The organism is Paraburkholderia sp. BR10937, from assembly GCF_040965695.1.
GTDB lineage: Bacteria > Pseudomonadota > Gammaproteobacteria > Burkholderiales > Burkholderiaceae > Paraburkholderia.
On the sequence record NZ_JBFRCL010000092.1, the window covers coordinates 1 to 25,309 of the forward strand.

The window sequence follows — 25,309 nt, forward strand, 5'->3', positions numbered from 1 at the left end:
GGCCCACGCGCAGGCTGATCACCTCGACGCGGACATCGTCGGTTGACCCCGACCGTCGCGGTACGGCTGCGCTTGCCCGTCTGTCGCAAACGATTCTTTATTCGGTGTGCTGAAATCACCGCTTACGTTCAGTTCGACGAGTCGAGCGTCGCTTCATGGCCGGCCCACGTCTCTCATGCAACAGGCATAAGCAACCCGAAGGCGCCATTGAAGCGCGGACGTCAATGACCGCCACCCACTGCCGCCGTTTGACCCACTGCAGTTTGCGACGGCGGCTTTCGAGTATATAAAGGCCATTCACTCGCCCACATCGAGTCGCGCGGACTCGACTGTCCGAGCGGTGATCGGTCCATCGCTACGTCGCCGGCCAGCAAAGGTCCCCGACGCCTGCCGCTATGTCGGCGACCACGGGTGCTCGTGCACATGAGAGGCGGCCACACACATCGAAAGCGCGACGGACGATGTCCGGTTCGAGTCATCGGCGTGCATTGGCGGGTTCTCCGGGTTCGCCGAATGTTTGCGAATGGGCGCTTTGCGATCCAGCGGCGTGCACATTGGGCGACGTGACCACTGGAACAAAGGCGTGCGTCATCGAAAACCGGAGACGGGCTCGAATTCGAGCCCGTTACTCCTTGCCGGAGGGGGCTCCGAACCAGCGATCAAGCAGCTTGCCGGCCGCCTCGCGTCCGCCGAGTCCGAACGACAGCGCCACTGCCACCGCGATAGCGCCCAATACCAGGGCAAACGCAATTTGCACGATTTCGTTTGCGATGCCCATCGCGCGCAACCCCATCGCGAACACGAGTCCTAGAATCGCGAATTGTGCGATTCGGGCGAGCAGTACGCTGTGCTCGCGATCTGCCTGTTCGATCACACGTCTTGCGAGGTTTGAAAGCCAGAATCCGATGATCAGGATCACACTACCTGTCAGAATGTGCGCACTGAACTCTATAAACAGCGTGACCACGTCGCGGACCTGCGTGAAGCCGAGTCGATTCGCGGCCTCCACCACGGCAAACAGCATCGCAAAGAAAATGACCAGGCGCTTGGCCAGCGTCGACGGCTGCAACACGCCGTTAAAGACCGTCTCGAGGCCGAGTACCATTGGCAGCCCGTCCACGCCGGCCGCGATCAGCAGCTTCTCCACCAGTGACCCAACGAAGCGCGCCACGTAGAACGTGGCAAGCAGGATCACCACCGCCGCAATGATGTCCGGCACTGCGCTAAGGAACTGATCGAGCAGATGCGTAGCGGGTTGTGACACCGCTTCGATCTTTAACGCATCGAGCGCAGAGATTAGCGTCGGGACAAACACCAGAATGTAGATCACCGTTCCGGCGAGGCTCGACAGCCGCACCGGGGCGGGACTTTCGAGCTTCTCCGTGAGCGCGTCCGCACCGGCGGCCACCAGCAGGTTGATGACGAGACCGCGCAGGATCTTCGCAAGCACCCAGCCTACGAAGCCGATAACTGCGGCGGCGAAAAGGTTGGGCACAATCGCCAGCAGCCTGTCGATCATGCTTTGAACGGGACCCAGCAAACCGTTCACATTGAATGCAGCCAGAACGGCCGGAATGAACATCAGGATCACGAGCCAGAACAGTACATCACCCACGTAGGCACTCATTGGCCGCATGCCAGCCGTCTCGGACAGCTTGCTGTCGAGTCTGCTCGCGCGCAGCGCTTTATCTGCCACGCTTCGCAGCAGCGACGCGATCAGCCAGGCGATGAGGGCGAGTGCAGTGCCGCCGATCAGGTTCGGCAAATAGCTGACAATATTGGCAACAAGGAGCGAAAACGGATTGGACACCTCGTTCAGGTTCAGGACATTGAAGACCCCGACTGCGGTAATGAGCAGAATGAGCCAGAACAGGCCGCCCGCGATGATGTTCTCTACTTGCGCCACTTGCTTGGTGCTCTCGGCGATGCGGTGGTCGACCTTGAGTGCGGACAATAGCCTGCGAGTGCCCGCGCGTGCGATCACGGCAATCAGCCAGCCGACTACAAGGATGCCGACCGCGCCAGCGATCTTGGGTAAATAGGCGCCCAGGGTGTTTTCGATTGCAGTCAGAAATCCGGACAAGTCCATTTGTTGCTCCCAAAAACGGACGATGCGATCCTAAATCGGTAACCGACAGGCTTGGGCAGACGGGACATCTGCCGCCGGCCTCAAGATCAATCGAAGACACTTTCCCCGGTCGGTTTCGGGAAGTCTGACCGCTTGGACGTTGCCAGCACGGTCATCAAATTTCTAGCCACGAAAAGTTGGACCCCGAAAGCGACACGTCACGCATCCAGACCTGCACTTGAAGAACGATCGCCGCGATGGGTCGAGCTCCGTCAAGTGTGGCCAGCGTTTCGGTCAATCGCAATGAGACTTTGGTCCCATAGCAAAGCAAGGATAGACCCCGACGCCGAACTGGCTGACCTGGATCGACCCATCCGGCCATTCAGGCCCTTTGCAGACGAATGGCTGGTTCGAATGTGCATGAGACGCCTGGCCCGAATCGCTTTCCGAAGGCGTCAGCGTCGGAGCCCCTGTATGCGACAACCGCTCCTGTTCGCAGAGGCTTACCAGTTGTGCCGCGTACGAGATTTCAGCGCAAAAAAACGCAGGCCACATCGGGGAAACAGCCTTAATATACCGCGGCTCTCGCACCCGCGAAGAAGCACCGAAAAGCGAAGTCAGTGGCAAATCCCGACGCGGCAATTAGGCCAACCACGATCAGAGCGATCGCGACAGTTGCGCACGCGCAACCCGACTTCGCTCTCTTCGATTCCCTCCCCGGAGCGGGTGCGCATCTGACACCTCGCCTGCTTGCTGCATTCGGCGAGCAGCGTGATCGCTTCCAGAACGCAGCCGAGTTGCAGAAGTACTCCGGCATCGCGCCGGTCACGCAGCGCAGCGGGAAGAAGTGCTGGGTACATTGGCGCTGGCAATGCCCAAAATTCCTGCGTCAGACATTCGTCGAATGGGCCGGTCAGACTATCAACAAATCGTTCTGGGCCGGCGCCTTCTACCGCCAGCAGCGTGCGAAGGGCAGCTCCTATCAGGCTGCCGTACGCGCGCTGGCGTTCAAATGGATACGCATCCTCTACCGTTGCTGGCAGACCGGGACACGATACGATGAAAGCATCTACCTGAACGCACTGAGGAAGCGAGGCTCGCCCCTTCTTGCAAACCTCACGGTTCCCCCTCCAAAAGCTTGACTGAGTGACTCAGGGCGTGAAGCGGTCCCTCGCATTTCTCAAAACCTGTCATTGGGACGGCGTGTGGCGGGAGAGTCGCGCTATCCCTTCTGCCAGATAACGTAGGCGTTAGTACCCATGGCGTCGACATTGGGCATTTCGCCGACCCCCACATGCTGAAAGAAGCCCAAACAATGACTCCATGACGATGTATCGGGATCGGGTTCAATCCAACACGAATACCCCAACTGCTTCCAATCTATCGACCTGTCGTCATTGCAGCGCCAAAGGACCTCTTGGGCGATTGCCTCGCACCAAATCAAAGCATCTTCTGCTGCCTCCGCCGCGATGAAAACTCCGGTCGTCGATTCATAGCCTTCGATCACTCCGCGCTCGAATAGCTGTCGGGGTTCAGGCTCGTGGTATTGAAAAATGACGAGGTATTCGTGTGCCATGTCGAAGAAGATTTGTCTAACGACATCAAGTCGTGGCCGGTCGTTGCAGATTGCCGAAGAACCCGGCACAGACGTCAATCGGCCGCTCCTGGCTGTTCGCGGCTAGTTGGTGATGTTGTCGCGTATCGAAGCTGGGTCTTTCGGCTCCCAGTACCCACCGCTACCGTGATACGTTTCCGCGCGCAACGAAAAAGCTTCATTGCAATGCCGGCAGCGAAAATGGTACTCGACGTAGTCGTCCCATGCGGCACCCGCCGCGAGTTTGTCAAATGAGACGGAGACGCAAGGGCTGTCGGGAATCACTTCTACGAGCGTTTTATCCGCGATGTTCTCCGCTGCGATCTGTATCGCTTTGCGTAGCTCGCGAGGATGCCCGATCGCATACCGAACGCAAAGGTCCTCGCATCGGGCGCATGCCACAGAAGACTCCTCCAAGGTTTTTCCGCCCTCAACAGGGATGGCCGGACAGATGCCGGTAGAGGCGACGAACCTGATTGTCGACGATTCATGCGTCGATGTCGAACGGCCGGATGTGGCCGGACTCGGAAATCCGTCACTGGTCGGTCATTGCTGGCACTCTCGCAGCGTCAAACTTCTGCAGCCGACCCACTGGGGTCAGTTGCCACAATGAAAAAGGCAACCGCGCGCTACGCAGGACCTATCAGCCACTCTGGACTGATGAAATGGCTTGGCAAGCTTATTGCTCCCGTAATGCCTGCTGGTCATAGGCCTTTTGCGCCTGCTCGATCACATGCAGGTGTTTGATCGACCAGTCATACACTGCACCAAACGGGACTTGGAGCGTCCGCCCGAGGTCCGTGATCGAATACTCGACTGCTACGGGCGAAGTATTCAGCACCTCCCGGGAGATGAGGCCATTGCGTTCAAGGCGTCTCAACGCCTGCGTGAGCGCCTTGTGCGTGATTCCTTCCAGCCTGCGCTTGATCTCGTTGAAGCGCGTTGGCTTCTGCGTCAGCAGCGTAAGAATCATCACTGACCATTTGTTTGCAACCTGATCGAAAAAGGACCGCGCGGCGCAGTCCGCAAAGAACAGCTGGTCCACCTCGCAAGTCATGTCGGTATCCTCGCGTATATCTACGCACCTCAAGGTGCGTAATTGACTGCAGATATCCAATGTATAACATGGCGCCAAGTTAGTTGCTCTGCGCGCGGCGATCATGTCAATCACACAGTCTGCCAGGGCTCGTCATGGTTTTTGAGTATTAAGTCAGGAAGCCAAATGGAAATTAAACAGCGTGACCCTTCCCGTCGCAATATGCTGAAGATCGCCGGCGCGGCAACGATTGCCGCCACCATCGGCAACCATAAAACCCTTGCTGCAACGAAACCACCGGCCACATTGTTCGCGACAGAGACAGGCGCAGGAAAGAACGTCATGTTTCTCCACGGCTGGACTTGCGATTCCCATGACTGGAGTTGGCAACTGTCGTTCTTCGAAAGCCGATATCGCGTCGTTGCCGTCGATTTACGCGGACATGGTAGATCGGAGCTGACGCCGCCTGGGACTTATACGCCTGCCGACTACGTAGCGGACATCGAGACGTTTGCCGCGACGAAGTACCCCGGACAAAAATTCATTCTCGTCGGGCATTCGATGGGTGGTCAGATCGCCGCCCGACTCGCCGCGAAGCGCCCCGATCTGGTCAGTGCAGTCGTGTCCGTCGACGGCTCGCTCGGCTTTTCCGGCGCTGCAGCCGAGCTCTTTGCGAAAACCACGCATGACCTGAATGCGAGCGATCCCGGCATCGTGGTCCCAGCCTTGTTTCAGCTTGTTTACGACCGCAACACCAACCCGGCATTCAAGCGTTGGCACGCGAGGCGCGTGCTAGGCATGCCCATGCATGTCGTGCGGGAATCCTTCGGTCCGCTGTTCTTCGGCAACGATCAGGTCGGCATTGGAGAGGCGAGCGCAACGTTCTGCAAGAGCCTTACGGTGCCCTTCTATCACTTGTGCCGCGACCCCGAGCAGGCGAATCGCATGCGCCCCTGGTTCACGCATCAGAAGTCGAAGGTGGACGTATGGACCGATACAGGCCACTGGATCATGCAGGACCGCAGTAGCGACGTGAACACTGCGATTACCGCGTGGATTGACGCGCTATAACCAACGGCCTGGCCCACTCGAATCACGAGAACCTGGTGTCCGATCTCGACATTCTGCTTAGCCCCTATCGGCTCAATGCTCTCACCGTGCCTAATCGCGTCGTCATGGCTCCGATGACACGGTCTTCCTCTCCGGGCGGCATACCGACCGCCGAAGTCGCCGCGTACTACCGGCGACGCGCGGCGCACGGCGTCGGTCTCATCATCACGGAGGGAGCCGGCGTCAGGCGCGCGGCCGCACTCGACGATCCGGATGTCCCACACTTTCATGGCGAGGCTGCACTCGCCGGCTGGAGGAAGGTAGTCGACGAGGTCCACGCCGCTGGAGGACGCATTGCACCGCAACTGTGGCACGTAGGAAGTAAGCGTTCGAACGGAAGGACCGAGCGGATTTTGTCCGCTCACTATGAGAGCCCATCGGGTATATCTGTAAGCGGCGAACACGTGACTCAGCCGATGAGCGACTCCGACATCGCGGACACTATTGATGCTTTCGCGCAAGCCGCTGCGGATGCCGAGCGGCTCGGGTTCGACGGCGTCGAACTGCACGGTGGGCATGGCTACCTCATCAATCAGTTTTTCCTGGAGGAGTTCAACCAACGTAACGACCAATATGGCGGATCGACGCTCCTCGGGCGTTCACGCTTCGCAGTCGAGGTGCTGAACGCGATCATGTCGGTGGTGGCCCCTGGATTTCCGGTGATTCTTCGCCTCTCGCAATGAAAGCCGAAGGACTTCCGCGCGCGGCTTGCCGGGACGCCAAAAGTACTCGAAGCGTGGCTTCGCCTGTTAGTGGACGCCGGTTCGGATGCCTTCCATCTCTCCCAACCCGCCTACTGGCAGCCTGCGTCTCCGGAATTCGACGCGAACCTGAACCTGGCCGGCTGGGCAAAGAAAGTCACGGGCGTCACAGCCATTACAGTGGAGTCGGTTGGACTCGGAAGCGACGTCTACGACTCGTTTGGGGGCAAAATCGCGCGATCTGCTCCACTGAACCCTAAAAGACGGCGTCTCTTGACTGGCTCCAAACGACAGCTTTGCCACGTTGGCCGCGCGGAACCCAATCGTCGGTTAGCCTGTTACCCCGGCCGGCCAGGAGTGCTATCCACCTTTCCGATGCCTGTGCGCTGGATGAAAGCTGCGTACCGCTCGGCCCATGTGTTCACGGGCCGAGTCGATAGCAAACTCCACTGGGATGCGATGGCGCAGAAATAGCAAATTCTCGTCACTCACCGTGACGGCTGCCCTTGCGATAGTCAGAAGGACTGCTGCCGGTCCAATGCTTGAATGCGCGACAAAAGCCGCTGGCATCGGAAAAGCCGAGATCAAAAGCTAGCACCGCCACGCTCGTGTTTGAGTTTGTCAGCCGATGAACTGCAATATCCCGTCGCAGTCCGTCTTTCACCAGCTGGAAATGCGTTCCCTCCTCTGCAAACCGGCGGTTGAGCGTGCGTACAGACGTGTGCAATGCTTCTGCAAGATCCTGTATCGTCACCGCCCTCGCGATGTTCTGTTCAAGATATTCCCGCGTCTTGGCCACAATGGAACCGTGATGCAATGCACTGAATGTCCAGTCTCCAGGAGCACGTTTCAGGAATGCCCATAGCTCGTGCTTCTCGCGTTTGAATAATTCCGCGCAGTCCTGGTACAAGAAATAAATACTCGTCACCCGTGTATCGAAGTGCACTGCGCCGGGGAACAGGAACGCATAATCGTCTACGTGCCTCGGCCTCGCGAAGCTGAACTCGACACGGTGCAGGATGATCTCTCTGCCTAGTAGCCATGATGCAATGCCGTGAGCGAGCTTCATTATTAACTCATGTCCGAGTGGCGTAACCTGCGTGCCGGACGTCCTTTCCACTAGCGCGAGGCGCACCAGATTATTCTTCGTTGAAATCTGTAGCCGGTAGTCATCCAGCAGCAAATTCCAGAAGCGAACAAAACGATTAAACGCTACCAACACGGTGGGCGCGTCCATCAAACTGAGCATCAGATACTTTAACGTGCCACCGCGGATTGGCCTGGACCATAGGCCCAGCATCTCATCATCGAGTGTGGCCGCAACCGTCCTGTACAACGCGACATATTGCTCGCGTGTCATTCGTGCATCCGGCTGATCGAGAAGGGACTGGGGAATGGAGGCGCTTGCGAGTGCGCGCGTTGCCACGTCTTTTCCGTGACGCATGCGAATGAAGCGCAACATCCCATGCAAGAAGTGCGCTGAAAGAGTGAGAGGGCTTTGCCGAGACAGATTCATGGTCCGCTCATTATGGCGCACTTTGTACATCGATTGGCGCGATGCGCCAATTCTCCATCCTTCTAGTGCTTATACTGGCCGGAATTTCCGCAGTGCTCGAAGTTTATGGTGGTTGCCAGATGGCGCATTGCGCCAATCTCTGGCAGCGTGGCTTCGTCAATCGAAAAGGGAGGCTTAGTTTGAATTCGAGACGTATTGTCGTGACTGGCATGGGTATCGTGTCCCCCTTGGGATGTGAGGTCGAATCCGTATGGAACCGTCTGTTGAACGGTCATTCAGGCCTGACCGGGTTGCCTGAGGACGTCTCGGAAGGGATTGCGTCCAAGGTAGGTGGCGTCGTGCCAATGTTGACGTCCGGCTGCCCGTGGGGGTTCGATCCTGCCCTCGCAGTTGAACCCAAGGATCAGAAGAAGATGGACCGCTTCAGTCTGTTTGCGCTGAGCGCGGCGCAAGCAGCCTTGAAGCAAGCCGGCTGGCAACCTGAAACTGAAGACGCTCGCCAAAGGACGGCAACAATTGTGGCGTCTGGCGTAGGCGGGTTCGGTGCGATCGTGGACGCGGTCAGGATCACAGATAACCGCGGACCAAGGCGGCTTTCTCCCTTTACCGTTCCCAGTTTCCTGGCCAATATGGCAGCTGGCCAAATATCTATTCGCCATGGATTTCGCGGCCCCCTGGGGGCACCGGTTACTGCCTGTGCTGCCAGCGCACAGGCCATTGGCGACGCAGCGCGCCTCATTCGTGCTGGCGAAGCCGATATTGCGGTGTGTGGCGGAGCCGAGGCCTGCATCGATCGTGTCAGCCTGGGCGCATTCGCCGCCGCAAGAACCATGTCGACGGCCTTTAATGACCGTCCCAAACAAGCATCCCGCCCGTTCGATGCAGAACGAGATGGCTTTGTCATGGGAGAAGGTGCCGGCATGATCGTCATAGAAGAACTGGAGCACGCGTTGCGGCGAGGCGCAGTTCCGATTGCGGAAGTGGTCGGTTATGGCACGAGCGCCGACGCACACCATATGACGTCTCCACCAGAAGACGGTGCTGGTGGACGACGAGCGATGGAGCTGGCAATCCAGCAGGCGAGCCTTGAACCGGAGCTGATTGGGCATTTGAACGCCCATGCGACGTCCACGCCGGTAGGTGACATCAGTGAGTTGGCTGCGATTAGAGCCGTATTTGGAATAGAACGAGGTCCCGCTGTATCGGCCACCAAGTCATCGACAGGACATTTGCTGGGGGCGGCTGGCGGCGTGGAGGCAATATTCACCGTGCTTGCGCTGCGCGACCAGCTGGCGCCTCCTACACTGAACCTGACACTGTCTGATTCTGCATCGGAAGGAATCGACATCGTTAGCGGATCGGCCCGAAAAATATCGACTGAATATGCGCTCTCCAATGGCTTTGGTTTTGGGGGCGTCAATGCCAGCTTGCTATTCCGTCGACTTTGATCGTGCCTGCGAGCTGAAGGAAGCGCTCGATCGCAGGCCTTGGCGCCGTTCGCCGATTCAGCAAAGGACCCGTGCCTGCTGGCATAACGCTTGCCAATACCCGTTTCAAATCTGGTACCGCAGTTTCATTTCGAAAGTCCGTTGTCTGGGCCGACTGCCGCCCGACGCGGTCGGCTGGAGCCGACCCATTTCGGCCTCTCGGCGACACAGTGACCGAACGACGGCTTCTAGCGGCATAGCGGCCGCTCCCCCTACTCTGGTAACCGCGGGATAAGCGACAGAATTTAGCGGGTATATCAAAACTTGTGACGTCGACGTTCGGCGCGATAGTCAATCTTCCTGAAAAGCTCCGGTCCGGCTTCGCGGCCCTTGAGGAAGGGCAAGGAGACATCCGAAAACGGGGTAATTTCGTGTTGTTACACGGCCTTGGCGGACGGTCGATCATCCGGCGCTTGATAGCCCCGCTCTTGCGAGAAGGACCATCAGCACTTTTACTTTACGTTGGGCTTAATCTTCGTATTTGTTGCTCTAGAGAAGCTGCATGCCAACGGCACGAGCCCATTGACCTAGTTTCGCTGCCGGTGAACTCGTGCCACTATTCAATCGAGGCTATCAATGTTTTTCGCGTTCAGTAACGCGAAGTCCTCGCACAGACGGAACCCGTCAAAGTTCGGAAAGGCCTCCGTCGACAACCAGCTCGGAGCCCAGCATGTAGCCAGAGGCGTCACTTGCGAGGAACACTACGGCTTCAGCGATTTCGTCGGGACGCCCAAGACGTCCAAAGGGGATCAGCTTTGCTGCGCCTGCCAGATACTCCTTGAACTCACCCTCGGTCTGACCCGGGTGTTCAGACTGCCCGACGCCACGCAGAATCGGCGTGTCGATCAGTCCCGGGCTCACCGCGTTGACGCGGATGCGCCGCGGCAACAACTCTGCCGAGAACGTCCTGGAGAACGAACGCACCGCTGCCTTGCTCGCGGACAGGGCCGCTCGACCGGGGACGCCGACCTGGTTGAGCCACGCGGTATTCAGGATCACCGAGGCACCCTCGCGCAGGATGGGTTCGACGGCCTGTAGGGAGAAGAACACGGATTTGACATTTGTGTCCATAAGGGCGTCATACGCGTCCTCCGTGGTTGTCGCCAGCGGCGTTACGTAAGCGACGCCGGCGTTGGCAAAAAACACGTCCAGTTGGCCAACTGCCTGCTTGATCTCTGATGCCATCTTCGTGAGGCTGGCCCGGGAAAGCACGTCGACTTCCAGCGCAATCACGTTATCGCCGATCTCCATGCGCGCAGATTCGAGCTTGCTGGGCTCGCGTCCGGCGATGACGACACGCGCGCCGTTTGCGTGCATCAATTTTGCGGTGGCCAGTCCAATGCCCGAGGTTCCGCCGGTGACTAGTGCAGTTTTACCTTTCAGCATGTTGTGAACTCCTATTCAGTGTCTATGTGGTCAGGCTTGCTTGAGTGTTTCCATGGCGTCGAGCACATGTGTGCTATACACCAGGGCAGCACCAGCATTCAGGTTGATGGCTACGCCGAGGGCTTCAGCCATCTCTTCGTTGGAAACGCCAAGCTTTACTGCTTCAGCGGCATGGAAGGCGATACAACCATCACAGCGCGTAGTAACCGCCACGGCCAGCGCGATGAGTTCGCGCGTCTTGGCACCAAGGTGATTGGTTTTCGCGCCGGCACCACCCAGAAGGGCTGCGCCCCGCAAGGTGTCAGGCGTACGTGTGGACAGTTCCTTGAGGCGAATAGTGGTGCTTTGGATCGTCTCTTTCCAGTCAAGCATGCGAATAACTCCAATTAAATTTGCAGTCCGAAATACATATATCTCGGAAAAGGTCATACGGGTGAATGCTGTCAGGTTTGCTCCGCGACGGGGGTTACGGTAGATGGATGCAACGGGAGGCGTTGTTCTCAGGTTTATGCGATTTTGAGCGTCGGTACCATGCGAACGGCTTTGGAGAGGTTTGCAAGGTTCACCGACCTTTTTAGAACCGTTTGATGGATTTCGCTGATCTGCTCCGGCGTACCATCCGCCTCAATCTGAACTCTATAGTGAATTTCGTTGAATCCAGGGTTAATAGCTTCGTCAACTCCCAGGAAGCCTCGAGTATCGAGTTCACCAGACGTTTCAATCCTCAACGAGCGTATGGAAATGCCTTTCATTGCAGCGACGGTCGCGTACGTCACCGAAATGCAGGCATTCAAGCCGGCCATCAGCAACTCGACCGGATTCGGGCCGGTATCGTGGCCGCCGAGCTCAGTCGGTTCGTCGCTGACGATGGTAAAGGCACGCGCATAGTGCTCACCGCCCAGACTGTACCCGTCAACGGTTGCAACCATACGGGTTTGGCCGTCCCAGCGGGTGTTCACTTCAAATCTCGCCTTCGGATTCGTGCCAGAGGCGACTGCGCGGGCGGCCATCTGGGTGACAGCCGCTGTATCAATGCCATTGATGAGTGTGTTCATTCCGACTTCCTATTTTCAACCGGTGGTGATGACGACTGCGTCATTCAACTTGAATCAACGGAAGCAGTGCTAGTTGGGTGGCTATGGGCACGACTCGTCGTTCGCGAGGAAAAGGCTTGACTCTCCACATCAATCCGGCGAAGTTGCCTATATACCGGGACAGGTGCCTGGCATGCTTCCTCACTGCGGTAACAGCACCGAACCGCCATTTTCGCTGCCTTACCCCCGTGTCCTTATGGATAAAATTGCGGTTTTTGTACACACCGCGTTGGTGATCCAACGCATTGAACCGATGGGAGCCATCGGCCGGTGCGAGCGGAGTCGCGAATAGCCGGGAGTCCGACGGGATCGCGCAACTACGGACGTTGATAGCTGTAAATGACCGGGGCGAGCGTGCAACTGATCGCCATCAGCAAGAGCTGGCGACGGGGGCACGCTTGCCGGCACACAGAAGGGTCGCTGTGACATCGCGTGGGATTTGCAAGTCGAATGAGTGCCCGTGGATCAGTACGGGCGAGACCGCTCTCGCACTAAGCGCCCCCGGTGGGGGAAACTCAGACCGTCGGTATGGCCGCGATGAGGTCGCGCGAGCTAAGGATACTGTGCGCGTACGTCGGTCCGTTCAGTTCGTGTACCGCGTGCATCATTTCGCGTTTGAGGGCAGCCGTGGCGTCCTTGACGAGGGTCACGTGATAGCCGAGTTCCGTTGCATATCGCGCGGTGGCCTCGATGCAGGTGTTGGCGAGCAATCCCACCACTACGACGTGTGTGATGCCATGCTGCTTGAGCTGGAAATCGAGATCAGTGTTGGCGAAGCCGCTTGAGCCCCAATGCTCCTGCGCGACGATGTCGCCGGGTTGAGGAGCGAATTCGGGATGCCAGTCGCCACCCCATTCGCCCCTGGCGAAGTGATGGCCTTGCATGATCTTCCGCTGGCTTGGGCTAGGGTGGCACCAGCATTGGTAGTCACCCGGCTGCCAGCGACGGTGTGGGACGATCACGATCTGGATACCGGCATCCCGTACAGCCTTGTGGATGGCGCGGAGGTTATCGAGCAACCTCACCTCGTCTGCGATGTCCTTGATAAACGGCCAGACCTTGCCATCTTTTGACAGGAAGTCGTTATATGGATCGACAAGCAGTAGTGCGGTCGACTTGGCGCTATACGGTTGGGGATGCATGTGGAATGGTCCTGAAGGATGGCAAGACAAACTGTGTTGCAGCAAATACGCTGCTTACGCGCGCAGGTGTCGAAACCCCGCACGAACCTCCTCTGCAAACAATTGCGGCTGTTCCCACGCCGCAAAGTGCCCGCCGTCGGCCGGCCTGCCGTAGTAGTTGAGTTTGTGGTACGCCTGTTCGGTCCAGCTTCTGGGGGCCTGATAAAGCTCCCCTGGAAAAACCGTGACGGCAGCCGGGATGGAAACGTCAGCGGCATCGAGTGCCCGTAAGTGACTCTCCCAGTAAATACGCGCCGATGAAATCCCGGTGTTCGTCAACCAATACAAGGTGATGTTGTCGAGGACATCGTCACGCGTCAGTTCGCCAGCGGAGTGGCCGTCCACCTCATGGCCCAGCACGGCCGAGGTGAGTGTCGTCGCTGGCTGGGCATATCCGTCGCCGTGATCAAGGAGCCAGGCCGCAAGGGCAACAGGTGAATCCGCCAATCCATAAAGCGTTTGCGGGCGTGTCTTCATTTCAGCGGCATAGCCCAGATGCCTGGAGTACAGGTTGCCTAGCTGCTCATAGGCGAGCTTTTCATCGGCTGACAGACTGCCCGGTGGCGGACTTCCGCTCTGGAGCGCCTTTGAAATGTCGGGTGGCACGGTAGCCGGCAGGTTGACATGAATACCCAGCAGTTCCGGAGGTGCCTGTTTCGCCATCACATTCGAAACAATGGCCCCCCAATCGCCGCCTTGTGACACAAAGCGGGGGTATCCAAGCCGCTTCATCAACTCGACCCACGCCCGCGCGATGCGCTCAGGCCCCCAGCCAGTGGTGGTTGGCTTTGCCGAAAAGCCATATCCGGGAAGAGACGGGATCACGAGATTGAATGCATCCGATGCACTCGCCCCAAATGCCGTTGGATTGACAAGTGGACCGATGATCTTCAACTGCTCGATCACCGACCCTGGCCAGCCGTGCGTGACGATGAGGGGTAACGCATCCTCATGTCTTGACCGGACGTGAATGAAGTGGATATCGAGCCCATCTATCTCCGTGACATACTGGGGTAAGGCATTCAGCTTCGCTTCACACTTGCGCCAATCGTAGTCCGTTGCCCAGTGGTGCGCGAGCTCCTGCATCATCGTGAGTCGCACGCCTTGTGAATCGTCAGGGACAGTCTCACGGTCCGGCCACCTCGTCATCCTGATGCGCCTTCGCAATTCCGTGAGCCCCGCGTCTGGGAAGTGAGCGCGAAAGGGATGGATAAGGCTATTCTGACCGCTGGATCGATTCGTGGACTCAGTGGCCGCATAACTGGTTTGGGCAAAATCGAATGGAAGCAGCGTACCGGCGGCCGCGGCGACTGCCGCACTGAAAAAGCGGCGGCGGGAGGCTAAATCTGGATAGGTTTTGCTGGGCATAATATGTCCCCTTGGTAGCCGTCTACTGAGCGCTGGCTTCCGGCCGAAGATGCTGAATGAACCACTCAAGGGCAGCTGTCGACGATGTCTCGAACTGGTCAAGGTATGGATCGCAGTGGTCACCTTCGACGAGGGTCAGCCTCTTGGGTTCGAGCGCCTTCTCATAGGCAGCCAACGCAAGGTCCGTCGGAGCGATGGTGTCGCCCTTCGCCACCACCATTAGGAGTGGCGTCGGCGATATGCGGTCAATCCAGTGTCCTGGCTCGTACATTCGCGCGTTGAGTATCGAACGCAATGTAATGCGGTTTTCCCAGGAGCCTTCCGGCAAGTCCTGCAGATAGAAATCGACGATCGCCTTGTTGTAGTACGCCGCCGGTTCGCTCATGTCGTGGCTCACGACTTTTTGGTAGATCGGCCCGTCTCCGCGCAAACGGGAGCGGTCATCTTCTGCAAGACGCTCATGAAGTTCAGGTAGCTTGTCGGCCGGCACACGTCGAAGGCCGGAAGCGTATCCGCTGATGGTGGGAATCTGTGCGACAACAGCCTTGATTCTGCGGTCAGTGGCACCCAATACAAGGGCATGACCGCCGGTGAAGCTCGATCCCCATATCCCGATTCGCGAAGGGTCGACTTCGGGACGCAATTCAAGCCAGGAGATCGCACGTCGCCAGTCCGCGATCTGTCTCCAGGGATCCACTTCCTGGCGGGGTTCGCCGCTGCTTGGCCCGAAGCCCCGATGGTCATGGAGCAAAACGGCGAATCCGGCCTTTGAAAAGGCCTCGGCGAAACGATACAGCTTGTGCTCCTTTGACCCGGCATACCCGGGGGCCATCGTAATCGCAGGCGCGCGCGCTACGCCTGCCGGTCGATAAAACCATGCGTCCAGTTCCGCACCGCCGTCGACCGGGATACGTACATGCTCTCGTCGGTTCATTTTCGATTCCATGGATATCTGTCACACATTGCCAGTCAATTACCGAGGCCAAGCAGCGCCTCGCCAAAATTTCGCTCAAGGTCGCTTCGGGTCTGCATGCCACCCGCGACGAGCTCCTGAAGACGAGTGCGTACCGCAGGTTCTTGCACGGATTGCTGGAACAGCGCGGCGTCGTGCCGCAGATCCGCGAGAGGAGGAAGGGTCACGTCATTGATGCGACGCTTGTTGCGGACTAGTGCCGTCCGGGGGAAGCCAGCCAGTCGCTTTGCCAGCCTTTCAACGAATGGCGCCAACTCGTCATGAGGCAATGCCCGGTTGATCCAGCCATAGTGCTCTGCCAGAACAGCGCCGTAGTCGTCGCCTGACAGGATGACCTCCATCACCCGGTTGCGGCCAAGCAGGCGCGACAGATGCTGAATTGCACCCGCACCGGGTAACGATCCGACACCGGCTTCAAACTGGCCGAATACGGCACGCTCACGAGACGCAAAGGTCATGTCGCATGCGAGTGCAAATTCGCTACCTGCGCCTCTGGCGTAACCGGCGACCTGTGCAATAGTCACCGGGCGCGCGTCGCTAAGGCGCCGCAGCAAGCCGCCCAGTCCACCGCTCGCTGGACCGCCGATCCTCGCGGCCTCGTCTGTGTATTCCGGCACGCGCGTGATGTCGACGTGCGGAATGAAAAACTCTGGGTCAGAGCTGGAAAAAACGACGACGCCAATATTCTTATCGTGCTCGAGTTCTTCGAGCATGTCGACCAGATCGCGCACAAGCGACGGGTCAATGAGGTTCATCGGAGGATTGTCGATCGCCGCAAACAGAACGCCCGAGTCAACCCTGCATTTGATTGTCGAGAAGGTGTATGGCATATAAATTTGTAGTACGAACTAGTGATAAAAATCGATAACCTTGTTTTGTCGAATCGGAGCATGGAGCGCGCTAGTGCTGCAGATTTCCTACGCTTTGCGCAGGGGGCTCAAGCCGGTGCGTACTTCCTGCGCAAACAATTGCGGCTGCTCCCACGCTGCGAAGTGCCCACCCTTGTCGGGTCTGTTGTAGTAAATCAGGTTGTGGTACGCGCGTTCAGACCAGCTGTGCGGAGCCTGATAGTTCTCGCCAGGAAAGGCGCTCACGGCAGTGGGAGCGGTAGCGTTTGCAGCTGCATAAAAGTTGAACTGCGACGCCCAATAGAAGCGGGCTGCGGAAACTCCGGTGTTCGTCAGCCAGTAGAGCGTGATGTCGTCAAGCACGTCGTCCAGCGTTACGGCACCCGCCAGGTGGCCGTTGATCGTTCGACCAGTTACGGCCGACATGAGTGCCGCCGCTGGCTGCCCATATCCGTCGGGATGGTCAAGCAGCCAGCCGGCCAGCGCGACCGGAGAGTCCACCAGGCCATAAAGCGTTTGCGGGCGCGTGCCCATCGCCACTGCGTAGGCTCGCCGTTTGGACAACGCACTCAACTGCCCATACGCGAGGCGTTCTTCTTCTCCGAGGTTGGCCGGAGGCGGATCGCCCGCTTGCAGCGCCTTGACGATCTCCGGAGGAACCGTCGCCGGGAAGTTGGTGTGAATGCCCAGCAACTCCGGAGGCGCCTGCCTGGCCATAACGTTCGAAACAATCCCACCCAGATCGCCACCTTGCGATGCAAATTTTGCGTAGCCAAGGCGCTTCATCAACACGACCCAGGCACGCGCGGTGTGCTCCACACCCCAGTCTGGCGTGGTGGGCTTGCCGGAAAATCCGTAGCCGGGCAGTGACGGAATGACCAGATGAAAGGCATCTGACGCGCTCGCGCCATAGGCCGTGGGATTGGTAAGAGGGTCAATAATCTTGAGCTGCTCGATGACCGAGCCTGGCCATCCGTGCGTGACGATGAGTGGCATTGCATCGTCGTGTTTCGAGCGAACGTGGATGAAGTGAATGTCCAGTCCATCGATTTCGGTCACGTAATTCGGCAGCGCGTTCAGTCTTGCTTCGCATTTTCGCCAGTCGTAATCTGTCGACCAATGACGCGCGAGTTTCTGAATCATCGCGAGTGGCACGCCTTGCGAGTCATCGGTGACGGTTTCGCGCTCGGGCCATCTAGTTGCCTTGATGCGTCGCCGCAGGTCGACGAGTTGTGGTTCGGGAACGTGCACCCGCAGCGAGCGAACCGCGCGCTTGTCGCCGCTACCCGGGTCGACAATTTCGGTAATTGCTTGACTCGCTTCTGAGAAAGCGAGCTGACTCAACGACCCTGCGGCAATGGTCGCGGCCGTTGCGCCAACAAAACGACGGCGAGATGGCGATTGGGGAAAGCGGTTGTCTTCCATTTGATCGTCAATTTAAAATGAAGTCAGAAGTGCCAGCGTTGCTTAAGAGATGGCTAACCACGACCGAGCAGGTACGCCTTATCTTCCGTAGACAACGCATCAAGCCATTCGGCCTCGCATCCTGGTTCAGGAAGCACTTTGCCGTATTCGACCATCTGCGATGGCGGCAACTCGGAAAGGTATACCCAGACGTAGCGGCTCTGCGTCGTGGCTGCATCTGCGATCACACTCACGATGGAGGCCAGGAGTTGCCGTTTCTGATCCATCGTCCGGCCCGCACGGATATGCCCGTGGACGTAAATATGATCGGCGTTCAGCGGCCGCCCGCCGAGAAAGTGGTTGCCCTGTGCGATGTCTTGAAAGATGACCTGAGCGAAAAATCCCTGTGCGCCTGTCGCGCCGCTGTGCGATTCAGTGATACGGGAAGCAATCTCCTGCTTCATCTGTGCGGTCAAACGGTTTGCAGCTGCTGAGACAATATAGGTAGGCATCTGGAACTCCATGAAGCGGTGCATCGGGGCACATGGAACGCGGCGTCAGTCACGTCGAAAACAAGCCGGAAGGATGGGCACTTTCTGACCCGGCAGCGGAATTGCATGCTTCGCAACAGCGCCGGGCAGGCGTTCATGTCTCTACTGGCGGCTAGTACACGGCTCCTTTCTGGACGCCGACCTGGTACGCTGATTCCTTCGCGGCAGTGGCGTGTTCCTCGGCGACAGAAGCAATGATCTCGATTGCCTCCAGGATCTGCTGACGTGAAATGTTGAGATAGGGGATGGCGCGCACACCGTCCGCACCGGACGGCAGCACATAGAGCCCCCTCGCGTGCAGTTGATCGACGAATTCGCCGGCCGGAAGCGAAGAAATCCCAAACCGGACGATGTTGGTTTCCACTGTTGCAACGTCAAGCGAGATGCCGGGTAGTCCGGCGATCCCGTTCGCAAGCAGCCGTGCGTGCTCGTGGTCCTCTTGCAGGCGTTCGCGATGGTTGCGTAGCGCATAGAGCGCGGCGGCAGCAATGATGCCTGCCTGCCGGAATCCGCCGCCGATCTGTTGCTTGAAACGACGTGCCCGGGCGATGAAGTCGCGGGGACCGGCGAGTGCTGATCCGATCGGTGCGCCCAGCGCCTTGGAGAAGCACACGCTGACCGTATCAAAGTGCTTCGCATACTCACGCTCGGGAATGTTGGTCGCTGCGCTCGCGTGCCACAACCGTGCGCCATCCAGATGTAACACGATTCCTTTCGATCTCGCGACATCGCAAACATCCGCAAGCCGGTCAATCGGCCAGATTTTTCCACCGCCAATGTTGTGGGTATTCTCGAGGCAAAGGAGCTTGATGGGGGCCGGTATCGTACTGGGGAAGAAACGATGTGGACTACCCAGTGCATCGAGAACGTCTTTGGGCGAGAATACGCCCCGAACGCCGGGAAGAAGGCGAGGCAGTACGCCGGAGAAGGCAGCGGGCGCGCCACCCTCGAGGATATAAACGTGCGCGTGCTGGTCGAACAGCACCGCGTCACCCGGTTCTGTATGAGCGCGGATCGCCACCTGGTTCGTCATGGTCCCGGTGACCATGTATACGGCATCTTCTTTTCCAAGAAGGGCCGCAACCTCACGCTCCAGTTGCTTGACGGTCGGATCGTCTCCGTAGACGTCGTCGCCCACAACCGCGGACGCCATCGCCTGGCGCATTGCGTCGGTCGGCTGGCTACAGGTATCGCTGCGCAGATCAATCATCTTTGCCTCCATAGCAGGCATGCGGTCACCGGATTGTGCGCTGGCTATCCGCCTTGGGTTTGGACAATCTTGCGAATATCACTGGCGCGCGACGCCAGGTGGAACGCCGAAAAATCGACGGAATTCCCGACTCAGATGCCCCTGGTCGTAATATCCGGCGGCGGTTGCGACCTGCCGCAACGGGTGGCCTTTGAGGAGAAGATGTTTCGCCATATCCACGCGCCGTTGGACCAGGTAAGCATGAGGCGCCACGCCGATCGCCTCTTTGAATGCTCGAAGCAGGTGAAACGGACTCATGCCGGCGGCCTGCGAAATGATGCCGAGCGATGGATTCTCTGCGATATGCGCGTCGATATATTCGCGGGCGCGTTTCACCGCCCCCGGAATCGTGGCCGATCGCGGTAACGGGTGGGACATCTGCCCGTGACGGCGCACCAGCTGGAAGATCGCAGCCGCGAGTCGCGACGTCTTCTCGAGTTGCGTGGCGTCATTCGACTCCGAACAGACATGGGCCTCTCGTATCAGCTCCATCGTCTGGGGATCGTCGATGACTATCGCAGGGAAGTACAAGGTTCCCGGGAAATTCTCGATTTCTCCCCTGAGCAGGCCGGTGAGGCCCGTTGTCGGCATGTAGATCATCCGGTAGTCCCAACCCGCTTCGGTGGCGGGGCGACCTTCATGCAAGTGGCCAGGATTGATCACACAGATCGTGCCTTCAGGCATGATGACGCGCCGCCCACGTCCGTCCAGCCAGGCCTGCGCGCCGCGTTCGATCACGCCGAAAGCGAATTCATCATGCGCGTGTGGAGGAAACCGGTGCGTGCGGTATGCGGCCCTCAGCAATTCCGAGCCAGCGAACGACGGCTCGTACCAGAACTTCGCCTGATTGGGGCGGGAGGAAGTCGGCGGTTTCATCGAACAGCCCCCATACGGATCAAACGACCACACTGACAATACTCCGCTCACGCTCAACCGATTGCTGATCGAGTCTGTGGTGCGGCGACTGGCTTCGCACGCGCTCGCTTCTGGAGCAGGTAGACTCCCGCGAGAATGGCCGCCATCGCGATGAGATCGAGTGGCCGAATCGGTTCGTGACCGATCGACAATCCCAGCAGCAACGCGATGACAGGCGGGATATACGTCACGCTGGAAGCCGCGACCGCTCCGAGCCGTCCGACGATGAAGTAATACAGGATGTAGGCGATTCCAGTCCCTGACAGCCCGAGACCCATGACAAGACCAAGCGCTGCTCGCGTGTCAGCTGTCACACGGCCCATGCCATGGAATTCCGTCACGCAACTCAGCACGACCAGCGCGAAGCCGATTTGCCAGGTAGAAAGCGCCAATGGCGAGAGGTCCAGACCGAATAGAAACCGTCGGGCGTACACGAACGAGCATCCGACGCTGAGCGAGCCGGCGGCCATATAAAAGACGCCGAGCAAATTCACGCCGCTTCCAGCCGCATTCCATGGCTGCGCGATCACCAACACGCCAAGGAATCCGCTCCCAATGCCAACGATCATCCTCACGGTCGGTCGTTCCTGGCGCAATAGCGCCCACGCGGCGACGAATGAGAACAGCGGGATTGCTCCGCTTAGCATGCCCGCGACACTGGAGAGCAGCAGCGCCGCTCCCTTCGCGAACGCGTAGTAGTAGACCACAGTGGCAAGCAGCGACATCACGAGGAAATGATGTGCATGGCGCAGATGCCGCCATTTCAGCTCACCCCTGATCAGGGCCATTGCAAGAATAGGCAGGAAGCCGAACAACGTCCGGAGAAAGACGATCTGGGACGCCGAGATGTCAACGCTCGCCCATTTCATGAACATGAAGTTGGTGCCCCAGATGAGGCCGAGCGCAGCGAAGGCGAGGTAGGCGGGGTTCATTTTGGCGGGCTCGAAGAAAGTTTCGTTTCTTCATTGTGGTCACGCCGACGACGCGGTACAAATGATTTAAATTGACCGATGCAATAGGAAAACTGCACCATGAAGCTCATTCCGCCGATGAAAGCCTTGGTGGCAATGGAGGCCGCAATGCGGTTAGGTAGTTTTACTCGCGCTGCCGAGGAGCTGAGCGTGACGCCCGGGGCGGTGGGCCAGCAAATCCAGAAGCTTGAGGCTTGGTTGGGTGTCGCCCTGTTTGTAAGGCAGATACGCCAGGTGACTCCGACCCCCGAAGGTCGTGCATATTTCGCGCGGATCCAACCTGCTCTCACGGAGATCATCCATGCGAGCCGCCGGTTGCGGGAACATCAAAGCAAAGGCCTGCGGATTTCGATGCCGCCGAGCTTTGCCGCAAAGTGGTTTGCCCCACGAATGGCAGACTTGCTGCAGGCACATCCGGGGTTCGCGTTAAGTCTCTCCACATCCACCACAATGGTCGATTTCGAGCTCGAAGCCGTCGATCTCGCGGTCCGGCACTTCGATGGCGTCGACCCGCAGCTTGCGGTGCAACTGCTGTGCACCGACGAGGCGCGAGCATTCTGCAGCCCGGCTTACGCGAAAAAGGCAAGATTGAAGCGGCCTGAAGATCTCCAATCCGCGACGCTGCTCCACAACACGCTACATCCTCACTGGAGGGCGTGGTTGACACGATTCAGCAAGCTTGCCGATGAGCAGATCGAGGCGATCGTCGGCATTGAGTTCGACCAGTCACTGATGGCGATTGACGCCGCGGTGCGTGCGCAAGGCGTTGTCCTGACCAGTGCGATCCTGGTGGAAACCGAGCTTGCTGTGGGTTCGCTTGTGGAGCCATTTGAAAAAGCGTTGCCGTTGTCCGAGGGATACTATCTCGTACACCCCGATGCAAACGAGCCTCAACCAGGTGTGAAGGCGCTGAAAGCGTGGATGGCCGAGAGGATGGCAGTAAAAAGCGCAGTTTGATGTCGGCCAAATAGCACATCGACGATTAGAGGTCCGGCCTGCCCGAACTGGCTTGATCGGCTTTCAAGTGACTGTCGCGAATCGAATGGCCGGTTGTTTCTGTCTAGCCGCCTCCCGAATGTCCAGAGATCAGCGCCTACGAATGGGCGCAATTGGCCGACCTCTGCCCCACGCGTTTGCCCGAAACCGACCCTGAGCAGGCACCCGTCGTCGCAGATTGCACGAGGCCGTATTGGGCCGCGACCACCGGACATTCGGACCGGATTGCATGCCAGACGAGAATACGTCTCCTCGACGATCTGCCTGCGCGGCGCCAGTGCGATCTGCCGCGCTTGTTGTTTTCCGCTCCGACCATGCGCGGAAATTAATTCGAGGACCCGCGTCGCCATCTTAAAGGCACAGTGAATGGCTGTAACCGGCTATCGCGAACGCAGCGCTTCTGTCTCGAGCGACGCACTTTCTGGGAGCCCGCACCCGGTTATCTGCATCCCAATTCCCATCGATAATTCTCCTGTTCGCTCGCGAACTTGTGCGCGCAAGCGCAGCGGTTCGTTGGATCATTGCGCCGATCCACTCCGACTGGTTGACTTCCCTCAACGAAGCCAGCAACTGCCCGTACCTAGCCTGCGCATGCCGTGCGCCTGGGCATCCGGAAGCATGTTGCGATGCGAAATCGGGTGACCTAGAATGAACTTCGAATCTTTCTGGCTTCCCCGCATGGCTTCGGCCCGGCTCGGTTCTCGGGCTCTTCTATTTTTTCGCGCGGCCAGATCCCGCATTAGGTCGGCTATCCGCTCCAGATTCGTCGCCGAAGACTGGTGGCGCAGGCTCACTCTTTCAATTGCTCGTTACTGCGGTCCTGTTAAGGTACGGAGGCGATGGCATCATGGAACTCTGCGACGAGTGCGCCAAGCTTCAAGGATGTTCCGCTGACCAGTCGCTCGTTGGGGATATGTCCTTGATCGGCGTCGGTGAATGTGAAGGCGTAGTGGCAATTGAACACTACGTTTGCACCCGGTGCCGTGTAGTTATGCGCCGCCAATTCGTGGGTGCTGCGCGCGAACGGATCTGGACTGCTATTTACCGGGCGGCTTGACGTTCTACTTCAGGCCTACAGGCCCGGTTGGACGGGTAGTCGCACCCAATGGGTACAGACAGATGTGTTCCCGAACTGTACAGGATCGCCGGATGTCGGTTATGAGTTGCTGAGCTGCCGCGTGAACGACGGAGCAATGCGTCGAGTGGGCGACTGTTCATAGCCGACTACCGCCCTGCTCTTTCATCGTTTTCCTCCGGCGCGAGCCGATCGCGCTCTTACTCCTCGACGGTCGCGTGCGACGGTCGTTTCGTACGCGTGCTTGATGCAACGGGCGTAGGTTGACCCGCAACCGCCGTCCGAACTCGTGTCACAACGATGGCGGCTTTCGCATAAGGAGCGGTCACCACCGAGCTGTTCCCGAGCGGCCAGCGATAAACAGATCAACCGGAAACCGCTGGCGACCTCGGGATACAGACGGTGAAGCTTGTCCCGTGCTCGGTCGATTCAACACCGATAGTTCCGTTATGCGCTGTGGCAATGCTCCTGCAGATGTAGAGGCCAAGACCCATGCCTGCAGCAGCCCCCTCCCGATTGTGAAGGCTCGCCCTTGTCATCGGATCAAACAGCGTAGGCAGGGCGCTTTCCGGTATCGGATTGCCTTCGTTCGAGACAACGACAGTCACGTGTCCATCGTGACCGGCGGCTTCGACGGCCACGTCGCCCGATCCATAGCGCACGCCGTTCACCAGCAGGTTGACGACCAGTTGCCCGATACGGGTTCCATCCCACGTGCCTCGCAGGTCGCCCGCGAAACGCGGGCGAATGACTGCGTTGGGGAAGGAGGCGCGCACCTCATCCACCGCATCGCTGCAGATGCGCCCCATATCCTGTGGAGAGAAACTGACCGGCAACATGCCACCCAGCCTGCCGCGTGTGAAAACGAGGAGGTCGTCAATCATCTCTTTCATGCGCATTGAGCTGCGTTGTACGTTCGCCGCAGCTCTCAGACTGGTTGGAGACAATTCGTTGTCGTACAGCAGAAGTTGCGCTGAGTTCAGGATCGCGCCAAGGGGTGAGCGCAGGTCGTGTGCAAGCACGCCGGCAAAAAGGTCCCCAATGCGCCTCGTCTGTTGCGCATACCGCCGTACCGATTCGCTGAGCATCTGATCAATGGCCTCATTGAACCGGATCATTTCCTGAAAAGCCTCGGCACCGCCGGGCGAATTTAACTGCCAGCGGCGCAGCACCGTGGCGCGTAGCGCATGGAACTCCGCCACCACGTCGTTGATCCCGAATCCGTGTGCAAGGCGCTCTTCCGCGTGCAGATAAGCCACCTGATCGAACCCGGATTCCGAGCCGCCTTCACTCCGACGCGACTTGGCTTCCTGCTGTGCAGCACTTTGCGTGCTGCGCATGTCGGCCGCAATGCCTGCCAGGATTTCGGCGGCTGAATTACGCAACTGGGTCTCCGACAGCTGAGCGCCCTCACGGCTAATCGCACGGGCGTATTGGACCCAGTCGTCTATTAACCCCTGCAGATCGGTTTCAATGAAGTCCGCCAGGCTCATTTGATCTCCCTTGGGTACGCACGTTGCTCGTTCTCTTTGTGGCACTACAGGCGACGCGGCCAGCTCAATGGTCACGTTGTCGACCCTATTGAGATCAATGCATCAACCATGCCCGCTTTGAATGCCGTCGCAACTTGAAACCGCGCGCTGGACAGTGCGTAGCCTCCCCCCCGTTACTATCTTCCCGCCTCGATAATCGAGGCTTTGGCCAGCCAGGCCCGGCATGATTCTCGCCCCCAGTCGCAGTCATGATCCGGGGGGTGTTGTCACCGGGTCTGGTGGGTGGCTGGTGA

Annotated in this window: 21 protein-coding genes and 1 pseudogene; 5 read left to right on the top strand and 17 right to left on the bottom strand. The window is 58.6% G+C overall.

All coding sequences use genetic code 11. The annotated features are described in order from the left end of the window. Positions 1 to 625 precede the first annotated feature (625 nt). Positions 626 to 2,089, bottom strand: a complete 1,464-nt coding sequence (locus AB4Y44_RS40130; protein ID WP_342925303.1) for a mechanosensitive ion channel — start codon at positions 2,087 to 2,089, stop codon at positions 626 to 628. 668 nt (positions 2,090 to 2,757) lie between these two features. Here AB4Y44_RS40130 and AB4Y44_RS40135 point away from each other — a divergent pair. Beyond that, a pseudogene (locus AB4Y44_RS40135) lies at positions 2,758 to 3,210 on the top strand (transposase); the annotation flags it as partial. Positions 3,211 to 3,290: 80 nt separating this feature from the next. Here the strand turns inward: AB4Y44_RS40135 and AB4Y44_RS40140 are convergent. Together AB4Y44_RS40140 and AB4Y44_RS40145 are read right to left on the bottom strand one after the other, a co-directional pair. Then, positions 3,291 to 3,713, bottom strand: coding sequence for a hypothetical protein (locus tag AB4Y44_RS40140; RefSeq protein ID WP_368702626.1), 423 nt, complete (start codon positions 3,711 to 3,713; stop codon positions 3,291 to 3,293). Between the two features lie 628 nt (positions 3,714 to 4,341). Beyond that, a complete protein-coding gene (locus AB4Y44_RS40145) occupies positions 4,342 to 4,719 on the bottom strand; it encodes a helix-turn-helix domain-containing protein (RefSeq protein WP_342925302.1) in 378 nt (125 codons plus the stop codon). 165 nt (positions 4,720 to 4,884) lie between these two features. On the opposite strand from AB4Y44_RS40145, the gene AB4Y44_RS40150 reads away from it, so the two are divergent. Beyond that, positions 4,885 to 5,769, top strand: a complete 885-nt coding sequence (locus AB4Y44_RS40150; RefSeq protein WP_368702620.1) for an alpha/beta fold hydrolase — start codon at positions 4,885 to 4,887, stop codon at positions 5,767 to 5,769. A gap of 35 nt (positions 5,770 to 5,804) precedes the next feature. Further along, the gene (locus tag AB4Y44_RS40155) at positions 5,805 to 6,491 is read left to right on the top strand and encodes a hypothetical protein (protein WP_368702621.1); all 687 of its coding nucleotides are present in this window, start codon (positions 5,805 to 5,807) and stop codon (positions 6,489 to 6,491) included. Between the two features lie 502 nt (positions 6,492 to 6,993). Here the strand turns inward: AB4Y44_RS40155 and AB4Y44_RS40160 are convergent. After that, a complete protein-coding gene (locus AB4Y44_RS40160) occupies positions 6,994 to 8,025 on the bottom strand; it encodes an AraC family transcriptional regulator ligand-binding domain-containing protein (RefSeq protein ID WP_342925299.1) in 1,032 nt (343 codons plus the stop codon). A gap of 179 nt (positions 8,026 to 8,204) precedes the next feature. On the opposite strand from AB4Y44_RS40160, the gene fabF reads away from it, so the two are divergent. Then, positions 8,205 to 9,473, top strand: coding sequence for a beta-ketoacyl-ACP synthase II (gene fabF / locus AB4Y44_RS40165; RefSeq protein WP_368702627.1), 1,269 nt, complete (start codon positions 8,205 to 8,207; stop codon positions 9,471 to 9,473). A gap of 663 nt (positions 9,474 to 10,136) precedes the next feature. On the opposite strand, the gene AB4Y44_RS40170 is transcribed toward fabF, so the two are convergent. The 12 genes from AB4Y44_RS40170 to AB4Y44_RS40225 form a co-directional block, all read right to left on the bottom strand. Next, a complete protein-coding gene (locus AB4Y44_RS40170; RefSeq protein ID WP_342925298.1) occupies positions 10,137 to 10,898 on the bottom strand; it encodes an SDR family oxidoreductase in 762 nt (253 codons plus the stop codon). Positions 10,899 to 10,928: 30 nt separating this feature from the next. Beyond that, positions 10,929 to 11,270: a carboxymuconolactone decarboxylase family protein gene (locus tag AB4Y44_RS40175; protein ID WP_342925297.1), complete on the bottom strand. Its 342-nt coding sequence runs from the start codon at positions 11,268 to 11,270 to the stop codon at positions 10,929 to 10,931. Between the two features lie 134 nt (positions 11,271 to 11,404). Further along, positions 11,405 to 11,953, bottom strand: a complete 549-nt coding sequence (locus tag AB4Y44_RS40180; protein WP_368702622.1) for an OsmC family protein — start codon at positions 11,951 to 11,953, stop codon at positions 11,405 to 11,407. 554 nt (positions 11,954 to 12,507) lie between these two features. After that, the gene (locus tag AB4Y44_RS40185) at positions 12,508 to 13,134 is read right to left on the bottom strand and encodes an isochorismatase family cysteine hydrolase (protein WP_368702623.1); all 627 of its coding nucleotides are present in this window, start codon (positions 13,132 to 13,134) and stop codon (positions 12,508 to 12,510) included. A 54-nt stretch (positions 13,135 to 13,188) separates the two neighbouring features. Then, complete coding sequence (locus AB4Y44_RS40190; RefSeq protein ID WP_342925487.1) at positions 13,189 to 14,541, bottom strand: epoxide hydrolase family protein; 1,353 nt, start codon at positions 14,539 to 14,541, stop codon at positions 13,189 to 13,191. A gap of 22 nt (positions 14,542 to 14,563) precedes the next feature. Then, on the bottom strand, positions 14,564 to 15,475 hold the full coding sequence (locus tag AB4Y44_RS40195) for an alpha/beta fold hydrolase (protein WP_342925486.1): 912 nt from the start codon (positions 15,473 to 15,475) through the stop codon (positions 14,564 to 14,566). Positions 15,476 to 15,510: 35 nt separating this feature from the next. Beyond that, positions 15,511 to 16,344, bottom strand: a complete 834-nt coding sequence (locus AB4Y44_RS40200; RefSeq protein ID WP_368702624.1) for an enoyl-CoA hydratase/isomerase family protein — start codon at positions 16,342 to 16,344, stop codon at positions 15,511 to 15,513. A gap of 87 nt (positions 16,345 to 16,431) precedes the next feature. Then, on the bottom strand, positions 16,432 to 17,787 hold the full coding sequence (locus AB4Y44_RS40205) for an epoxide hydrolase family protein (protein WP_342925473.1): 1,356 nt from the start codon (positions 17,785 to 17,787) through the stop codon (positions 16,432 to 16,434). A gap of 53 nt (positions 17,788 to 17,840) precedes the next feature. After that, positions 17,841 to 18,278, bottom strand: a complete 438-nt coding sequence (locus AB4Y44_RS40210) for a tautomerase family protein (RefSeq protein WP_342925472.1) — start codon at positions 18,276 to 18,278, stop codon at positions 17,841 to 17,843. A 151-nt stretch (positions 18,279 to 18,429) separates the two neighbouring features. Continuing rightward, the gene (locus tag AB4Y44_RS40215; protein WP_342925471.1) at positions 18,430 to 19,527 is read right to left on the bottom strand and encodes a GntG family PLP-dependent aldolase; all 1,098 of its coding nucleotides are present in this window, start codon (positions 19,525 to 19,527) and stop codon (positions 18,430 to 18,432) included. A gap of 78 nt (positions 19,528 to 19,605) precedes the next feature. Next, positions 19,606 to 20,442 carry an AraC family transcriptional regulator gene (locus AB4Y44_RS40220; RefSeq protein ID WP_342925470.1) on the bottom strand — a complete coding sequence of 279 codons (837 nt, stop codon included), beginning with the start codon at positions 20,440 to 20,442 and terminating at the stop codon, positions 19,606 to 19,608. 53 nt (positions 20,443 to 20,495) lie between these two features. Then, entirely contained in the window at positions 20,496 to 21,413 is a 918-nt protein-coding gene (locus AB4Y44_RS40225; protein WP_342925469.1) for a DMT family transporter, read from the bottom strand. A 99-nt stretch (positions 21,414 to 21,512) separates the two neighbouring features. Between AB4Y44_RS40225 and AB4Y44_RS40230 the strand changes: the two genes are divergently transcribed. Continuing rightward, on the top strand, positions 21,513 to 22,409 hold the full coding sequence (locus tag AB4Y44_RS40230) for a LysR substrate-binding domain-containing protein (RefSeq protein WP_342925468.1): 897 nt from the start codon (positions 21,513 to 21,515) through the stop codon (positions 22,407 to 22,409). 1,479 nt (positions 22,410 to 23,888) lie between these two features. Here the strand turns inward: AB4Y44_RS40230 and AB4Y44_RS40235 are convergent. Further along, entirely contained in the window at positions 23,889 to 25,016 is a 1,128-nt protein-coding gene (locus AB4Y44_RS40235) for an ATP-binding protein (protein ID WP_368702625.1), read from the bottom strand. Positions 25,017 to 25,309 lie beyond the last annotated feature (293 nt).

What these genes read in the sequence shown, in the direction of transcription:
- AB4Y44_RS40130 (WP_342925303.1), bottom strand. Translation starts at nt 2,089, where the DNA reads ATGGACTTGTCCGGATTTCTGACTGCAATCGAAAACACCCTGGGCGCC.
- AB4Y44_RS40145 (WP_342925302.1), bottom strand. Translation starts at nt 4,719, where the DNA reads ATGACTTGCGAGGTGGACCAGCTGTTCTTTGCGGACTGCGCCGCGCGG.
- AB4Y44_RS40150 (WP_368702620.1), top strand. Translation starts at nt 4,885, where the DNA reads ATGGAAATTAAACAGCGTGACCCTTCCCGTCGCAATATGCTGAAGATC.
- AB4Y44_RS40160 (WP_342925299.1), bottom strand. Translation starts at nt 8,025, where the DNA reads ATGAATCTGTCTCGGCAAAGCCCTCTCACTCTTTCAGCGCACTTCTTG.
- AB4Y44_RS40170 (WP_342925298.1), bottom strand. Translation starts at nt 10,898, where the DNA reads ATGCTGAAAGGTAAAACTGCACTAGTCACCGGCGGAACCTCGGGCATT.
- AB4Y44_RS40175 (WP_342925297.1), bottom strand. Translation starts at nt 11,270, where the DNA reads ATGCTTGACTGGAAAGAGACGATCCAAAGCACCACTATTCGCCTCAAG.
- AB4Y44_RS40180 (WP_368702622.1), bottom strand. Translation starts at nt 11,953, where the DNA reads ATGAACACACTCATCAATGGCATTGATACAGCGGCTGTCACCCAGATG.
- AB4Y44_RS40185 (WP_368702623.1), bottom strand. Translation starts at nt 13,134, where the DNA reads ATGCATCCCCAACCGTATAGCGCCAAGTCGACCGCACTACTGCTTGTC.
- AB4Y44_RS40190 (WP_342925487.1), bottom strand. Translation starts at nt 14,541, where the DNA reads ATGCCCAGCAAAACCTATCCAGATTTAGCCTCCCGCCGCCGCTTTTTC.
- AB4Y44_RS40195 (WP_342925486.1), bottom strand. Translation starts at nt 15,475, where the DNA reads ATGAACCGACGAGAGCATGTACGTATCCCGGTCGACGGCGGTGCGGAA.
- AB4Y44_RS40200 (WP_368702624.1), bottom strand. Translation starts at nt 16,344, where the DNA reads ATGCCATACACCTTCTCGACAATCAAATGCAGGGTTGACTCGGGCGTT.
- AB4Y44_RS40205 (WP_342925473.1), bottom strand. Translation starts at nt 17,787, where the DNA reads ATGGAAGACAACCGCTTTCCCCAATCGCCATCTCGCCGTCGTTTTGTT.
- AB4Y44_RS40210 (WP_342925472.1), bottom strand. Translation starts at nt 18,278, where the DNA reads ATGCCTACCTATATTGTCTCAGCAGCTGCAAACCGTTTGACCGCACAG.
- AB4Y44_RS40215 (WP_342925471.1), bottom strand. Translation starts at nt 19,527, where the DNA reads ATGATTGATCTGCGCAGCGATACCTGTAGCCAGCCGACCGACGCAATG.
- AB4Y44_RS40220 (WP_342925470.1), bottom strand. Translation starts at nt 20,442, where the DNA reads ATGAAACCGCCGACTTCCTCCCGCCCCAATCAGGCGAAGTTCTGGTAC.
- AB4Y44_RS40225 (WP_342925469.1), bottom strand. Translation starts at nt 21,413, where the DNA reads ATGAACCCCGCCTACCTCGCCTTCGCTGCGCTCGGCCTCATCTGGGGC.
- AB4Y44_RS40230 (WP_342925468.1), top strand. Translation starts at nt 21,513, where the DNA reads ATGAAGCTCATTCCGCCGATGAAAGCCTTGGTGGCAATGGAGGCCGCA.
- AB4Y44_RS40235 (WP_368702625.1), bottom strand. Translation starts at nt 25,016, where the DNA reads ATGAGCCTGGCGGACTTCATTGAAACCGATCTGCAGGGGTTAATAGAC.